The sequence below is a fragment of the Variovorax sp. AB1(2024) genome, assembly GCF_037482385.2.
Lineage (GTDB): Bacteria > Pseudomonadota > Gammaproteobacteria > Burkholderiales > Burkholderiaceae_C > Variovorax.
In genome coordinates this window covers 569,102-584,008 of the sequence record NZ_JBBHKP020000001.1, presented here as the reverse complement: position 1 = coordinate 584,008, position 14,907 = coordinate 569,102, and the positions used below count along the sequence as shown (strand labels likewise).

Sequence of the window (14,907 nt, the reverse complement as noted above, 5' to 3'; positions counted from 1 at the left end):
ATGCGTCACGGACACGGACTCCGCAAACTCAACCGCACCAGCTCGCACCGCCTCGCGATGCTGCAGAACATGATGAACTCGCTCATCGAGCATGAAGTCATCAAGACCACGGTCCCCAAGGCCAAGGAACTGCGCCGCGTCATCGAACCGATGATCACGCTCGCCAAGAAGCCCACGCTGGCCAACAAGCGCCTGGCTTTCGACCGCCTGCGCGACCGCGACAGCGTGGTGAAGCTCTTCGGTGAACTCGGCCCGCGTTTCGCAGCCCGCCCGGGCGGCTACACGCGCATCCTGAAGATGGGTTTCCGCGTGGGCGACAACGCGCCGATGGCGCTGGTCGAACTCGTGGACCGTCCTGAAATTAAAGAAGACGCAGCTGAGCAAAACGCTGCTGAATAAGCTATAATTTATTCTTGCCGCGCGATGGAGCAGCCTGGTAGCTCGTTGGGCTCATAACCCAAAGGTCGCAAGTTCAAATCTTGCTCGCGCAACCAATTTAAAAGGCCCTTTGAATTTCAAAGGGCCTTTTTTCTTGGCTGGTAAATGAATTGAAAAAGCCCTCGCAAAGAGGGCTTTTCTGTTTCTGGAATTTGCCTGACGCGGCGTCAGTCCGGAATGACCGCCGTTACCTCGATCTCGACCTTCGCGCGGTGCTCCACCAGCGCCGCGACCTGCACGCAAGTCATGGCCGGGAAGTTGCGCCCCATCGCATCACGATAGACCGGGCCCAGCTCTGAGAGCCGGCGGCTGTACTCATCGCGGTCCGTCACATACCAGGTCATGCGAACCATGTGCTCGGGGCCCGCGCCGCCGGCGCGGAGCACTTCGGCGATGTTGCGCAGCGCCTGGCCGCATTGGTCGATGAAGTCGTCCGATTCGAACTGTTGCTGCGCGTTCCAGCCGATCTGGCCGCCGACGAACAGCATCGTTCCGCGTGCGGCGACGCCGTTCGCATAGCCCTTGGGAGGCAACCAGCCTTCGGGCTGCAGGAGTTTGTTGATCATGATGTTGTGTTGGGTTGTCTCAGTTTGAATCGCTGGAGCTTGCCAGTCTCGGTGCGCGGAAGCGCCGTGACGAACTCGATCTCCCGGGGGTATTTGAAGGGCGCGATCGTCGCCTTCACATGGTCCTGCAGCGTCTTCACCAGGGCTGCATCGCCTTCATGGCCGGGCTTGAGCACGCAGAAGGCCTTGACGATCATGCCGCGGTCCGCGTCCGGCTTGCCGATCACGCCGCACTCCGCCACGGCGGGGTGCTTCAGCAGTGCATCTTCCACCTCCGGGCCGCCGACGTTGTAGCCGGCCGTGATGATCATGTCGTCGGCGCGCGCCTGGTAGAAGAAGTAGCCGTCGTCGTCCTGCACGAACGAATCGCCCGGGTAGTTCCAGCCGTTCTTCACGTAGTCGGCCTGGCGCGGATCGTCGAGGTAGCGGCAGCCCACGGGTCCCTGCAGCGCCAGCTTGCCGACGGTGCCGTGCGGCACCTCGTTGCCGGCGTCGTCCACCACCTTCGCAGTGAAGCCCGGCACCGCCTTGCCGACTGCGCCGCGGCGCACCTCGTCGCCTGCAGCCGAAATGTAGATGTGGAACACCTCGGTGCCGCCGATGCCGTCGAGCATCTCGATGCCCGTGGCCTCTTTCCATAGCTGACGCGTGGCGTCGGGCAGCGCCTCGCCGGCGCTCACGCTGATGCGAAGGCTCGGCATGCCGTGCTGCTTCACGAAGGGCGCCATCTGGCGATAGAACGTGGGCGCGGTGTAGCTGATGGTCGCGCCGACCTCGTTGATCAGCTTCACGAGCCCTTCGGGGGAGAACGGAGCATCGGGAAAGTACACCGAGGCACCGGCCCACATCGGAAACACCAGCAGCCCGCCGAGACCGAAGGTGAAGGCCAGCGGCGGCGAGCCCACCACGATGTCGTCGCTGCGCGCCTTCAGCACGTGGCGCGGCCAGGTCTGGCACATCGCGAGCACGTCGCGATGCGTGGTCACGGGCGCCTTCGGCTTGCCCGTGGTGCCCGACGTGAACGCGAGCAGCGCGATGTCGTCCGATGCCGTGGGGCATGCGGTGAACACGCCGCTCTTCTTCGCGGCGCGCGACGAGAGCGAGTCCGGTGCATCGGGCTGGTTGAATGCGATCACGGTGGCCAGCACTGGATGCTCCCGCTGCGCGATGGCGAGTTCATCGAGCAGCCGGCCATCGCACAGGGCGGCCACGGGCCGTGCCTTTTCGATGATCTCGCCCAGTTCCTTCGCGCGCAGCAGCGGCATCGTGGCGACCGCGATCAATCCCGCCTTCACCACCGCAAGCCAAGCCAGCGCCATCGCCACCGAGTTGCCGCCGCGCAGCAGCACACGGTTGCCCGGCACCAGCCCGAGGTCTTCCGTCAGCACCTGCGCGATGCGGTTGACCTCGACGGCCGCTTGCGAATAGGTGAGCGTGCCCTGCGGCGAACGAAGCATCGGGTTGTCGCCGAAGCCCTTGGCAGTTGCCTTGTCGAGCAGTTCCTCGACCAGGTTCAACTGGTCGGGCAGTTGCAACTCGGGCAGGTCGTAGCGAAAGACGGGCAGCTGCGCGGCTGGCGGCAGGCGGTCGTGAACGAAGCGGTCGACTTGGGCAGACACGGTATTTATCCCCGCAGAACGGATTTGCCAATGATCAGTTGTTGAACCTCCGTCGCGCCTTCGTAGATGCGCAGCGAGCGGATGTCGCGGTAGAGGCTCTCAATCTTCGTGCCAACCTTCACGCCGAGGCCGCCATGCATCTGCAGCGCCATGTCGATCACGCGGCTCGCGTTTTCCGTGGCGCACATCTTCGCCATCGCGGCGGCGGCCGACACGTCGCCGACAGCGGGCGCGCCGCGCCGTTCGGCGTCGTCGCGCATCCATGCCGCGCGATAGGTGAGCAATGCGGCGCTGTCGATCAGCGCGGCCATCTCGCCGAGCTTGGCTTGCGTGAGCTGGAAATCCGCGAGCGTCTGGCCGAACATGCGGCGGTTCTTCGAATGCGCGATGGCTTCGGCCAGTGCGCGTCGCCCCATGCCGAGCGCGGCCGCGGCCACCGATGCACGGAAGATGTCGAGCGTGCGCATCGCGAGCTTGAAGCCGCCGTTGAGCTCGCCGAGCTGGGCAGTGCGCGGCACCACGCAGTTCTCGAAGCGCAAGGTGGCGAGCGGATGCGGCGCCATCACGTCGATGTGCGCGGAGGTGTCGAGGCCCGGCGTCGTCGCGTCGACGATGAACGCGGTGATGCCGCGCGTGCCGCCTGCAGGATCGGTCTTCGCGAACACGCAATAGAAGTCGGCGATGCCGCCGTTGCTGATCCAGGTCTTCTCGCCGTTGAGCTTCCAGCCATCGGCGGTGGGCTCGGCGCGCATCGCCATCGCGCCCACGTCGGAGCCTGCTTCGGGTTCGCTGAGCGCGAAGGCTGCGATCTTGCTGCCCTTGGCCACGGCCGTCAGGTAATCGGCGTGCTGCCCGGGTGTGCCAGCGAGCGTGATGGCGCCGCTGCCCAGGCCCTGCATCGCGAATGCGAAGTCGGCGAGCGGCGAATGGAATGCGAGCGTCTCGCGCAGCAGCACGAGGGCGCGCGAGTCGAGCCGCTCGAGCGCGCCGCCCGATGTGCCCGGCACGCAGTAGCGCAGCCAGCCGCCGTCGCCGAGGCGGCGGACCCAGTCGCGGCAGGCGGCGCGGTCGTCGTGCTCGTCGACCTCCTGCGCAGCAGCCCAGGGCAAGAGGCCTTCGGCCAGCGCGCGATGCGCGTCGTCGAAGAACGGCAGCGCCAGGTGCACTGTCGATGGTGGAGCGGGTGCCTTGGTCATCATGGCTTCAGTCTCCGCCGAACACCGGCTTGCGTTTGGCCGCGAAGGCTTCGTACGCGCGCTTGAAGTCTTCGGTCTGCATGCAGATGGCCTGTGCCTGCGCTTCGGCCTCGATGGCCTGGTCGATGGTCATGGACCATTCCTGCGCGAGCATGGTCTTGGTCATGCCGTGCGCGAAGGTGGGGCCTTCGGCCAGTTCGCGCGCCACCTTGGTGGCGGCCTCGAGCAACGCATCGCTTTCGTGCAGCGCGTTGAAGAAGCCCCAGGCGTGGCCTTCCTGCGCGGTCATGGCGCGGCCGGTGAACAGGAGTTCCGAAGCACGGCCTTGGCCGATCACGCGCGGCAGCAGCGCGCAGGCGCCCATGTCCGCGCCAGCGAGGCCCACGCGGGTGAAGAGGAATGCGGTGCGCGTGGCGGGCGAGCCGTAGCGCAGGTCGCAGGCCAGCGCGATCATCGCGCCCGCACCGGCGCACACGCCGTCGATCGCACCGACGATGGGCTGCGGGCACGAACGGATGGCCTTCACCAGGTCGCCGGTCATGCGCGTGAACTCCAGCAGCTCTGGCATGCGCATGCCGGTCAGCGGGCCGATGATCTCGTGCACGTCGCCGCCCGAGCAGAAATTGCCGCCCGCGCCGGTGACCACGATCACCTTCACGTCGGTCGCATAGGCCAGCGCGCGGAACAGGTCGCGCAGCTCGGCATACGAGTCGAAGGTGAGCGGGTTCTTGCGCTCGGGCCGGTTCAGCGTGATGGTGCCGACGCCCGCTTCGTAGCTCCATGCGAAGTGCTCGGCCTTGTAGGCAGCCTTAGCTTCGAATTGCGCGCGCATGGGGTTGCCTGCGCCAATGTAGTGCTTCATTCCGTCTCCGCCATCGATTGGTTGTGTGAGTGTTGCTTGACCTTGCCGAGCAGCTTGTGCAGCTGCGCGATCTCTTTTCCGCTGAGGCCGGCGAAGGCCTCGACGATCCAGTCTTCGTGCTGCTGCGCCATCTCGTTGAAGAGCTTGCGGCCGCGCGCGGTGAGGCGCACGCGCCAGGCACGGCGGTCGCCCTCGACATTGATGCGCTCCACCAGCCCTTCGGTCACGAGCTGGTCGGTGATGCCGGTGACGTTGCCGCCCGTCACCATCATGCGGCGCGACAGCTCGTTCATCTTCAGGCCGTCGGGCGAGCGCTCGAGTTGAGACATCAGGTCGAAGCGCGGCAGCGTGGTCGCGAACTGCGAGCGCAGTTCGTTGCGCACCTGCTTCTCGATCAGCTGGGTGCAGGTGAGAAGCCGCAGCCAGAGCCGCAGGGCTTCGGGGTGTTCGCTGTGCGCGCGCGCTTCGAGGTCCATGTCAGTGCGTCTCCTCGGGGTTCGCCGCGGCTGCCGCAGCCATCTGCTGCTGCTTGGCGATCTCGCGGTACATCTGGTCGCGGCCGCTCAGGTATTGCTTCGGCCAGTCGACTTCGCGGCTCTGCAGCTTGGCGGCTTCGTGCAGCGTCCAGGCCGGGTCGGCGAGATGCGGGCGCGCGATGGCGCACAGGTCGGCGCGGCCGGCCGCGATGATGCTGTTGGCCTGGTCCGCGTCGGTGATGGCGCCCACGGCGATGGTCGCGATGCCCACTTCGTTGCGGATGCGGTCGGAGAAGGGCGTCTGGTACATGCGGCCGTACACCGGCTTGGCGGCGCGCGTCGTCTGCCCGGACGAAACGTCGATGAAGTCCGCACCCGCTTCCTTGAAGAGGCGCGCGACCACCACCGCGTCGGCGTCGGTGTTGCCGCCTGGCGCCCAGTCGTGCGCGGAGATGCGCACGCTCATGGGCTTGTCCGCGGGCCACACGGCGCGCATGGCGCGGAACACCTCGAGCGGATAGCGGCAGCGCGCTTCGATGTCGCCGCCGTACTCGTCGGTACGCAGGTTGGTGAGCGGGCTGATGAAGGCCGACAGCAGGTAGCCGTGCGCGCAGTGCAGCTCCAGCCAGTCGAAGCCGGCTTCCAGCGTGCGGCGCGTCGAGGCGACGAACTGGTCGCGCAGCGTGTCCATCTCGGCGCGCGTGATGGCGGCGGGCAGCTGGTTCTGTTCGCCGTACGGCACGGCGCTGGCGCCGAGCAGCGGCCAGTTGCCGCTTTCGAGCGGCTCGTCGGTGCCTTCCCAGCCCACGCGCGTGGAGCCCTTGGGGCCGCTGTGGCCGAGCTGCATCGCGATCTTCGCGCTCGACTGCGTGTGCACGAAATCGACGATGCGCTTGAACGCGGCCTGCTGGGCGTCGTTGTAAATGCCGGTGCAGGCCGGGGTGATGCGGCCTTCGGGCGTCGGGCTCGTCATTTCGACGAACACCATCGCGGCGCCGCCGAGCGCGCGCGCGCCCAGGTGCACCAGCAGGAAGTCCTGAGGCACGCCGTCGACCGCGCTGTAGGTGGCCATGGGCGACACGAGGATGCGGTTCTTCAGCGTGAGCCCGCGCACCTTGTAGGGCATGAGCATCGGCGGCACGGCCTTGCCGCCCGCGAGCCACTGCTCGTAGCCGCCGAGCCATTGCGTGTCGCGCACGCGCAGGTTCTCGTGGCTGATGCGCTGCGACCGCGTGAGCAGCGAATAGGCGAACTGCTCGATCTCCATGCCGGTGTAGCGCGGCACGTTCTCGAACCACTCGGTCGAGTTGCGCGCGGCGTTCTGGATCTTCAGCACCTCGACGCTGCGGCGTGCCTCGTAGCCTTCGAGCACATGGTCGACGGTGCCGCCCTGTGCGAATTCATTGGCCAGGTCGATGGCGTCTTCCAGCGCGAGCTTGGTGCCCGAGCCGATCGAGAAGTGCGCGGTGTGCGCGGCGTCGCCCATCAGCACGACGGGCACCGAGCGGCCGTCGACCTCGATGCGGTGGGTCCAGCGTTCGCACACCACGCGCGGAAAGCGGATCCAGTTGGCCGAGCCGCGCAGGTGCGTGGCATTGCTGATCAGCGAGTGGCCGCCCAGGTACTTGGCGAACAGCTTCTCGCAGAAGGCGATGGCCTCCGGCTGCTCCATCTGGTCGAGGCCGTGGGCCTTCCATACGGCCTCGGGCGTCTCGACGATGAAGGTCGAAGTCTTGTCGTCGAACTGGTAGGCATGCGCCTGGAACCAGCCGTGCTCGGTCTGTTCGAAGGCGAAGGTGAAGGCGTCGAAAGTCTGGTGCGTGCCCAGCCACACGAAGCGGCAGTTGCGCAGATCGATGTCGGGCTTGAACACGTCGGCATAGCGCTGGCGGATGCGGCTGTTGAGGCCGTCGCTGGCAATGACGAGATCGGCCTTGTACTTTGCGGCGATGGCCTGGTCGTCGGTGGCGTCGGTCTCGAACACCAGCTCGACGCCCAGCGCCAGGCAGCGTTCCTGCAGGATGTTCAGCAGCCGCTTGCGGCCGATGCCGCAGAAGCCGTGGCCGCCCGAGCGCACCTGGCGGCCCTTGAAGAACACCTGGATGTCGTCCCAGTGATGGAACTCGTTGCCGATGAGCGCCGCGGTTTCGGCGTCGGCCGCGCGCAGGTTGCCCAGCGTCTGGTCGCTCAGCACCACGCCCCAGCCGAAGGTGTCGAAGGGGCGGTTGCGTTCCACCACCGTGATCTGCAGCGCGGGGTTGCGCGCCTTCATCAGCAGGGCGAAGTACAGCCCGGCCGGACCGCCGCCGATGCACAGGATGCGTTGGAGATCCGCGGCTGGAGCGGGGCGGACGGATTGAACCGGGTTGAGGCTGTTCATGTTTCAATAGTTTAGACATAAACAATCTGCTGTCAATGCGGGTTGGCAACCAACGGCAGGGCGCACCGTTTCGAGGCTTCCGCCGACACGGGCAGCCATGCAAAAACCTGGAAAAATCAATACCATCGGCCCATGCAACACTTGATACCCAAGATCGAGTCGCAGCTGGCTTCGCTGCCTGTTCCAATCGCGCTGGAGTTGCCCGATGGCCGCCGCGTCGCCCAGGCCGGGGCCCGCGTCACGCTGGCCTTCAAGGAGTGGGCGGTGCTCGCCAAGCTGGCGGCCCGGCAGGTGGGCGCCATCGGCGAGGCATACGTCGAGGGCAAGGTGCAGATCGAAGGCGCCATGCGCGACCTCATCGACGCCACGGTGGGCATGCTGCCGGGCAACCCGGCCGAGACCGACACCGGCTGGTGGAGTCGCCTGCAGCACATGGCCAAGTCGCACGGCTCGCACTCGCTGCGCAAGGACGCGGCCCAGATCGAGTTCCACTACGACGTTTCCGACGACTTCTATGCGCTGTGGCTCGACCCGCGCCGGGTCTATTCGTGCGCGTACTACCGCACCCCCGACCTCACGCTGGCGCAGGCCCAGGAAGCCAAGCTCGACCACATCTGCCGCAAGCTCATGCTGCAGCCGGGCGAGCGCTACCTCGACATCGGCTCCGGCTGGGGCGCGCTGCTGCTGTGGGCCGCCGAGCACTACGGCGTGGATGCCACCGGCATCACGCTGTCGAAGAACCAGCATGCGCACGTGCAGCGGCTGATCGAGGAGAAGGGCCTGCAGGGCCGGGTGCGCGTCGAGCTGCGCGACTACCGCGAACTGTCGGTCGACCAGCCCTTCGACAAGATCTCATCGGTCGGCATGTTCGAGCACGTGGGCGCGGCCAACATGCCGACCTACTTCCGGAAGATTCATTCACTGCTCAAGCCCGGTGGCCTGGTCATGAACCACGGCATCACCTCGGGGGAGCTCAACTACCGCCAGCTGGGCGCTGGCATGGGCGACTTCATCGAGAAATACATCTTCCCCGGCGGCGAACTGCTGCACGTGACGCACGTGCTGCGCGAGACGGCCGCGGCCGGCCTGGAGATGGTCGACACCGAAAGCCTGCGCCCGCATTACGCGCGCACGCTGTGGGCCTGGTCGGACGCGCTCGAAGCGCAGCTCGACACCGCGCGCGAAGTGCTCAGGCGCAGCGGCGGCCGCCAGGGCGAGAACGCCGAACGCGTGCTGCGGGCCTACCGCCTGTACCTGGCGGGCTCGGCCATGAGCTTCGAGCAGGGCTGGATTTCGCTGCACCAGATGCTGTCGACCAAGCCCGACGGCAATGTCGAGCATGGCGTCTTGCGCGGTGCGCAATCGGTGTACCCTTTTGCCCGTGATTACATCTACAAATAAGTGAGAACACCATGCTCTATCGATTCCAGTCCCGGGCTTCCGCCGATTTCGTGATGCTCGAAGTGCACGCGCGCCAGTTGCTCGACATCGTCGGCAAGCCGGCCGCGCCGCAAGGCATCATCACCGTCGAGCAGATCCCGGGCGCCATTTCCGCGCTGGAGGCCGCACTGGCCCGCGAAGGCGGCAATGCCCACAACCACGACGACTACGCGGTCGAAGGCCATGCCAACGACGCCGAGAAGCAGCATGTGGGACTGCACCAGCGCGCTGCCCCCCTGCTTCACATGCTCAAGGATTCGCTGGCCGACAAGAAGGACGTGACCTGGAAGACCTGAGCGTCTTCAGCGGTTCAATCGACCTTAGCGCCGGAGTCCTTCACCACCTTCGCCCATTTCACGTGTTCGCTCGCGATGAGCTTCGTGAAGTCGGCCGGTGAATTTCCGCTCGGCAGCGCGCCCTGCGCGAGCATCTTCTCCTTGATGGCCGGCGTGCCCAGCGACTTGGCCACTTCCTGCTGAATGCGGTTCACGATCTCGGGCGGGGTGCCGGCTGGCGCCAGCAGCCCGAACCACGAGCTCGCCTCGTAGCCCTTGAGCATCGGGCCTCCCACCTCGGCCACCGTCGGAACGTCCGGCAGCGCCGGCGAACGCTGGGCGCTGGTGACGGCCAGCGCGGTGAGCTTGCCGGCCTTGATCTGCGCCATCGACGAGGGCAGGTTGTCGAACATCACGTCGGCGTTGCCGCCCACCATGTCCAGCAGCGCCGGGCCCGAGCCTTTGTACGGGATGTGCGCCATGAAGGTGCCCGTCATGCTCTTGAACAGCTCGCCCGCCAGGTGGATCGACGTGCCGCTGCCGCTGGACGCCATGTTCAGCTTGCCGGGGTTGGCCTTGGCGTACTTGATGAAGTCCTGCACGTTGTGGATGTTCAGCGCCTTGGCCTTGTCGGCGTTCATTTCCATCACGTTGGGCACGGCGGCCACCAGCGTGATGGGCGCGAAGTCCTTGATCGGGTCGAAGGCCAGCTTGGGATAGAGCGCGCGGTTGATGCCGTGCGTGCCCACGGTGCCCATCAGCAGTGTGTAGCCGTCGTTGGGCGCGCGCGCCACGATCTCGGCGCCCAGGTTGCCGCCCGCGCCGGCGCGGTTGTCGACGATGAACTGCTGGCCGAAGGCCTTGGAGAGCTCCGGCGCGATCGCGCGCGCCAGGATGTCGGTGGTGCCGCCCGCCGCGAACGGCACGACGATGCGCACCGGCTTGGTAGGCCAGTTGCTCTGGGCCCAGGACGGGGCGGCCATGAGGGCGAGTGCGGTGGCGACCGAGGCCGCGAGCGCGGTCCGGCGATTGGAAGGCGAGGAAAAGAAAGAGAAAGAAGTCATGCGCGCGTTTGTACATGGGGGCGCTGCCTGCGTCGCGGGTGAAAACCCCGTGGGCGCAACGGTCAGGCCACCTGCATGCGCTGGGCGAAGCGTTCGCTGCGAAAACGCTCGAGCACGAAGTCGACGAACACCCGCGTCTTCGGCGGCAGCAGCTTCTTGCTCGGGTAGTAGAGCCACACCGCGCCCGTGTCCTGGTACCACTCGGGCAGCAGCCGCACCAGCTCGCCGCCGCGCAGGCTGCGCTCGACGAAGGGCATCGGCAGCATCGCCACGCCCAGCCCCATGAGCGCGGCCTGCGCCAGGGCTTCGGGGTCGTTGAAGACGGCGCGCGGGCGGGGCAGCTCGACCGTGATCTCGGCCTCGCGGGCGTTGGCGCGCACGCGCCGCAGCGTCCAGCCGCGCACGCGGCCCGTGGGCGACGAGCGGCGCAGCAAGGCGTCGAGCGCCGCCAGGTCCGACGGCTGCCGGGGCATGTCGCGTCCTTCCATGTAGCGCGGCGACGCCACCGCCACCTGGTGGACGCGCGCCAGTTCGCGCGCCACCAGCCCCGCCGACAGTTCGATGCCGCCGCCGATGGCCGCGTCGAAGCCCTCGCCGACCAGGTCGACCTGCTGGTTGTCGAAATGCCAGTCCGGCACGATGGCCGGGTAGCGCGCGATGAAGTCGCCCAGCATCGGCAGCACATGCGCGCGCCCGAAAGCCTGGCCCATGCTCACCTTGAGCGTGCCGGCGGGCTGGCCGTCGTCGGTGTCGATGCCGGCCACGGCCTCGCGCAGCGTGGCGAGCGCGCCGCCGATCTGCGCGAGGAAACGCTCGCCGCCCTCGGTCAGCGTGAGGCTGCGCGTGCTGCGCTGGAACAGCCGCAGGCCCAGCCGCGCCTCGAGCCGCGCCACGTTCTTGCTGACCGCCGCCGGCGTGAGGCCCAGGCGCCGGGCCGCGGCCGAGAAGCTGCCGCCCTCCGCGCTCTGCACGAAGGATTCGAGGTGATTGAGCGGTTCCATGCGCGCATTTTCATGCCGATTTTCAACTTTCAGTTGAATTTGATTGACTCGATTGCCGGCTACCGGCAATGCAATGAAAGGCAGAGACTGGAGGCCTTCTTCCTCCAACAGATCGGAAAAAATCATGGCTTCCAGCAACGTCGCTTCTGCTTCTTCTTCTTCTTCTTCTTCTTCTTCTTCCCCCGTCCTGGCCGGCAAGGTCGCCTTTGTCACCGGCGGCTCGCGCGGCATCGGTGCCGCCATCGTTCGCCGGCTGGCGCGCGACGGTGCCGCCGTGGCCTTCAGCTATGCCAGTTCCGGCGCGCCGGCCGACGAACTGGTGCGCACCATCGAGGCCGAGGGCGGCCGCGCCCTCGCGCTGAAGATCGACAGTGCCGACGCCGACGCGCTCAAGGCCGGCATCGACCGGGCCGCCGGGCACTTCGGCGGGCGCATCGACATCCTGGTCAACAACGCGGGCGTGCTGCACCTCGGCCCCGTCGAGCAGTTCTCGCTGGCCGATTTCGACCGCACCATCGCGGTCAACGTGCGCGCCGTGTTCGTCGCGATCCAGGCGGCGCTGGCGCACATGGGCACGGGCGGGCGCATCGTCAACATCAGCAGCACCAACGCCGAGCGCATGCCCTTTGCCGGCGGCAGCGTGTATGCGATGAGCAAGTCGGCGCTGACCGGGCTGGTGCAGGGCCTGGCGCGCGACCTGGGCCCGCGCGGCATCACGGTCAACAACGTGCAGCCCGGCCCGGTCGACACCGACATGAACCCCGCCAGCGGCCCGATGGCCGCCACCATGCACGGCTTCATGGCCATCGACCGCCACGGCCATGCCGACGAGATCGCCGGCATGGTGGCTTACCTGGCCAGCCCCGAGGCCGCGTTCGTGACCGGCGCGGGCCTGAACATCGACGGCGGCTTTGCCGCTTGAATTTGGCTCGCCCCCAGGCTGCGCGCACTTCGTGTCGCTTCGCCTTCCCCCTACCGGGGGCAACACCTGAGGCCCGGCGGAGCCGGTTCCTCGGTGTTCTGGAAGGGGGCACGGCTGGCGTGCCTTCGTCAATTGCTGCGCTGGACGGCCTTGATGAGTTTGTCCAGGGTTGCGTCCAGCTGGGCCAGTTCGGTGGCATCGACTCCGGCGAACAGCGCGGCCTCGCGCTCGCGGCCCAGGGCGGCGACCTGCTCATGCAGCGCCTTGCCGGTCGCGGTCAGGTAGAGGCGGCTGCTGCGCTGGTCGGTCGGGTCTTCGTGGCGCTGCACGCGCTTGTGGCGCTTGAGGCCCGCCAGCGCGCGGCTCACCGCCATCTTGTCCAGGCCGGTCTGGTCGGCGACCTGCGTGGCGTTGAGCCCGGGCTGGGCGCCGAGCACGGCCATCGTGCGCCACTCGTTCAGCGTGAGCTGGTGCTCGCGGCCCACGCGCTCATGAAAAGGCCGCGCCGTGAGGTTGACCACCCGCACCAGCTTGAAGAAGAGCGGGTCCATCGCGCCTGCGCTGCGGCCGGACCTCAGCCGGCCAGCTTCTTCGCGGCGGCCACGATGGCCGGCACGCCCACGCGCGACTGCGCCTCCAGCACCGGCGCATAGCCGACCGGAATGCGCGGCGCGCCCAGCCGCGCGACGCGGCAGCCGGTGGCCTCCGCCGCGCTGGCCGCGATCTCGGCGCCGAAGCCCGCCGCCTGCACCGCCTCGTGCACCACCAGCAGACGGCCGGTGCGCGCGCACGACGACAGCACCGTCTCGCGGTCCCACGGCCACAGGGTGCGCAGGTCGATCAGGTCGATAGCGATGCCTTCGGCGGCCAGCGCGTCGCAGGCGTCCGCGCAGGCCTGCATCTGCCGGCTCCAGCTCACCAGCGTGAGCGCATCGCCCTCGCGCACACGCGCGGCCTTGCCCAACGGCACCTCGATGCTTTCGTCGACCTCGCCGCGCGCGCCCCACAGCGTCTTGTGCTCGATGTAGACCACCGGGTCGCCGCACTGCAGCGCCGCGCGCAGCAGGCCGTGGTTGTCCTGCGGCGTCGAGGGGCACACCACCACGACGCCCGGCAGGTGCGCGAACCACGCCTCCAGCGATTGCGAGTGCTGCGCCGCCGACGCATCCCAGATGCCGCCCGGCATGCGCGCCACCAGCGGCACGCGGCCCTGGCCGCCGAACATGAAGCGGTTCTTGGCGGCCTGGTTCACCAGTTCGTCCATGCCGCACAGCGCGAAGTCGACCACGCGCATCTCGACCACCGGCCGCAGCCCCGCGAGCGCCATGCCCACGCCGGCGCCCATGATCGCGGCCTCGCTGATCGGCGTGTCGATCACGCGGCCGGTGCCGAAGTGCTGCTGCAGCCCCTTGTACTGGCCGAAGATGCCGCCGCGGCCCACGTCCTCGCCGAGCACGACCACGCGCGGGTCGGCCTCCATCTCGCGCCGCAGCGCGAGCAGGGCGGCTTCGGAATAGCTCAGGTCCTGCTTCGTCAATGCCATTGGCCGGCTCCGGTGGTCTGCACGTCGGTGAAGGCGGCGCCGGGGTCGGGCCAGGGCGCGGCGTCGGCGACGGCCAGCGCGGTGTCGACCTCGTCGCGCGCGGCGTTCTCGATGGCGTCGAGCGTGGCGGCGGCGATGCCCGCTGAAAGAAGATGGCCGCGCGCCCGCGCGATCGGGTCCGTTTCCAGCGCCACCGCGAGTTCGGCCGGGTCGCGGTAGGCCGCGAGGTCGACCGACACGTGGCCCTTCACGCGGTAGGTCAGCGCGTGCAGCAGGCGCGGGCCGCCGCCGGCGCGCACCTCGCTCACCAGCCGCGCGGCGGTTTCGTGCACCGCGAACACGTCGTTGCCGTCGACCTGCGTGGCGGCGATACCGAGCGACTCGGCACGCACCGAAGCGCCGTCGCCCGCCGTCATCGGCCCGCTCGCGGTGGTCGCGCTCCAGCGGTTGTCTTCGCAGACGAAGAGCACCGGCAGCTCGTACACCTGCGCCCAGTTCAGCGCTTCGAGAAAGGGCCCGCGGTTGATGGCGCCGTCGCCGAAGAAGCAGGCCGTGATGTCGTCGCCCTTGCCGAGCAGCTTCTGCGCATGCGCCGCGCCCACGGCAATCGGCAGGCCCGCCGCCACCACGCCGTTGGCGCCCAGCATGCCGACCGAGAAGTCCGCGATGTGCATCGAGCCGCCCTTGCCGCCGTTGAAGCCGGTGGCCTTGCCGAACAGCTCGCACATCATCCGCGCGAGGTCCGCGCCCTTGGCCAGCGTGTGGCCGTGCCCGCGATGGGTGGAGGTGAGGTAGTCGCTGGCGCGCAGGTGGGCGCACACGCCGGCCGGCACCGCCTCCTGGCCGGTGGACAGGTGCAGCGGCCCGCGCACCTTGGCGGCACCCGCGGCCTGCTGGCCATAGGCGCTCACGCCGCCCTGGCTGGCCGCTTCGGCGGCGTTCTCGAAAGCGCGGATGCGCACCATGACGCGGTACAGCGCCTGCGCATCGGATGTGCTCGGGTCCATCTTGTCTCCAACGCGCTCGAGGTGGGCGCCTTGCGAAAAATCGTATCAAACGAGATCGAAGCGCTTCACCGGGCTTACCCCCGTCGCGGTGTTGAAGCCCGCCGCCCGGTTTGATATG

The 14,907-nt window shown here is 67.9% G+C and carries 15 protein-coding genes and 1 tRNA gene; 5 read left to right on the top strand and 11 right to left on the bottom strand.

The genetic code is table 11. The features are described 5' to 3' along the window. The gene (gene rplQ / locus WIX39_RS02840; protein ID WP_081267431.1) at positions 1 to 399 is read left to right on the top strand and encodes a 50S ribosomal protein L17; all 399 of its coding nucleotides are present in this window, start codon (positions 1 to 3) and stop codon (positions 397 to 399) included. An 18-nt stretch (positions 400 to 417) separates the two neighbouring features. Next, positions 418 to 494: transfer RNA gene (locus WIX39_RS02835), tRNA-Met, on the top strand. A 111-nt stretch (positions 495 to 605) separates the two neighbouring features. Here the strand turns inward: WIX39_RS02835 and WIX39_RS02830 are convergent. The 6 genes from WIX39_RS02830 to WIX39_RS02805 are packed head-to-tail and all read right to left on the bottom strand — an operon-like array spanning position 606 to position 7,537. Beyond that, positions 606 to 1,004: a RidA family protein gene (locus WIX39_RS02830; RefSeq protein ID WP_081267432.1), complete on the bottom strand. Its 399-nt coding sequence runs from the start codon at positions 1,002 to 1,004 to the stop codon at positions 606 to 608. After that, the gene (locus WIX39_RS02825; RefSeq protein ID WP_409194458.1) at positions 1,001 to 2,623 is read right to left on the bottom strand and encodes an AMP-binding protein; all 1,623 of its coding nucleotides are present in this window, start codon (positions 2,621 to 2,623) and stop codon (positions 1,001 to 1,003) included. Before WIX39_RS02825 ends, WIX39_RS02830 begins: the two co-directional genes overlap by 4 nt. A 5-nt stretch (positions 2,624 to 2,628) precedes the next feature. Then, complete coding sequence (locus tag WIX39_RS02820) at positions 2,629 to 3,822, bottom strand: acyl-CoA dehydrogenase family protein (protein WP_081267434.1); 1,194 nt, start codon at positions 3,820 to 3,822, stop codon at positions 2,629 to 2,631. A gap of 4 nt (positions 3,823 to 3,826) precedes the next feature. Further along, the gene (locus tag WIX39_RS02815) at positions 3,827 to 4,681 is read right to left on the bottom strand and encodes an enoyl-CoA hydratase family protein (RefSeq protein ID WP_081267435.1); all 855 of its coding nucleotides are present in this window, start codon (positions 4,679 to 4,681) and stop codon (positions 3,827 to 3,829) included. Beyond that, positions 4,678 to 5,157: a MarR family winged helix-turn-helix transcriptional regulator gene (locus tag WIX39_RS02810; protein WP_081267436.1), complete on the bottom strand. Its 480-nt coding sequence runs from the start codon at positions 5,155 to 5,157 to the stop codon at positions 4,678 to 4,680. The genes WIX39_RS02815 and WIX39_RS02810 overlap by 4 nt, the downstream gene beginning before the upstream one ends. Before the next feature lies 1 nt (position 5,158). Continuing rightward, positions 5,159 to 7,537 (bottom strand): bifunctional salicylyl-CoA 5-hydroxylase/oxidoreductase, encoded by a 2,379-nt coding sequence (locus WIX39_RS02805; RefSeq protein ID WP_106936478.1) that lies wholly within the window; start codon positions 7,535 to 7,537, stop codon positions 5,159 to 5,161. A 132-nt stretch (positions 7,538 to 7,669) separates the two neighbouring features. Between WIX39_RS02805 and WIX39_RS02800 the strand changes: the two genes are divergently transcribed. After that, positions 7,670 to 8,938 carry an SAM-dependent methyltransferase gene (locus tag WIX39_RS02800; protein WP_106936479.1) on the top strand — a complete coding sequence of 423 codons (1,269 nt, stop codon included), beginning with the start codon at positions 7,670 to 7,672 and terminating at the stop codon, positions 8,936 to 8,938. 11 nt (positions 8,939 to 8,949) lie between these two features. Beyond that, positions 8,950 to 9,273, top strand: a complete 324-nt coding sequence (locus WIX39_RS02795) for a DUF1840 domain-containing protein (RefSeq protein ID WP_106936480.1) — start codon at positions 8,950 to 8,952, stop codon at positions 9,271 to 9,273. A 14-nt stretch (positions 9,274 to 9,287) separates the two neighbouring features. On the opposite strand, the gene WIX39_RS02790 is transcribed toward WIX39_RS02795, so the two are convergent. Beyond that, positions 9,288 to 10,316 carry a Bug family tripartite tricarboxylate transporter substrate binding protein gene (locus tag WIX39_RS02790; RefSeq protein WP_081267440.1) on the bottom strand — a complete coding sequence of 343 codons (1,029 nt, stop codon included), beginning with the start codon at positions 10,314 to 10,316 and terminating at the stop codon, positions 9,288 to 9,290. A gap of 62 nt (positions 10,317 to 10,378) precedes the next feature. Next, positions 10,379 to 11,317 (bottom strand): LysR family transcriptional regulator, encoded by a 939-nt coding sequence (locus WIX39_RS02785; RefSeq protein WP_409194457.1) that lies wholly within the window; start codon positions 11,315 to 11,317, stop codon positions 10,379 to 10,381. A 124-nt stretch (positions 11,318 to 11,441) separates the two neighbouring features. Here WIX39_RS02785 and WIX39_RS02780 point away from each other — a divergent pair, with 124 nt between their 5' ends. Then, entirely contained in the window at positions 11,442 to 12,239 is a 798-nt protein-coding gene (locus WIX39_RS02780) for an SDR family oxidoreductase (protein WP_409194456.1), read from the top strand. Positions 12,240 to 12,367: 128 nt separating this feature from the next. On the opposite strand, the gene WIX39_RS02775 is transcribed toward WIX39_RS02780, so the two are convergent. The 3 genes from WIX39_RS02775 to WIX39_RS02765 are packed head-to-tail and all read right to left on the bottom strand — an operon-like array spanning position 12,368 to position 14,789. After that, positions 12,368 to 12,790, bottom strand: coding sequence for a MarR family winged helix-turn-helix transcriptional regulator (locus WIX39_RS02775; protein ID WP_409194455.1), 423 nt, complete (start codon positions 12,788 to 12,790; stop codon positions 12,368 to 12,370). A gap of 23 nt (positions 12,791 to 12,813) precedes the next feature. Further along, the gene (locus WIX39_RS02770) at positions 12,814 to 13,782 is read right to left on the bottom strand and encodes an alpha-ketoacid dehydrogenase subunit beta (protein ID WP_409194454.1); all 969 of its coding nucleotides are present in this window, start codon (positions 13,780 to 13,782) and stop codon (positions 12,814 to 12,816) included. Next, positions 13,773 to 14,789, bottom strand: coding sequence for a thiamine pyrophosphate-dependent dehydrogenase E1 component subunit alpha (locus tag WIX39_RS02765; RefSeq protein WP_409194453.1), 1,017 nt, complete (start codon positions 14,787 to 14,789; stop codon positions 13,773 to 13,775). Before WIX39_RS02765 ends, WIX39_RS02770 begins: the two co-directional genes overlap by 10 nt. Positions 14,790 to 14,907: the final 118 nt, after the last annotated feature.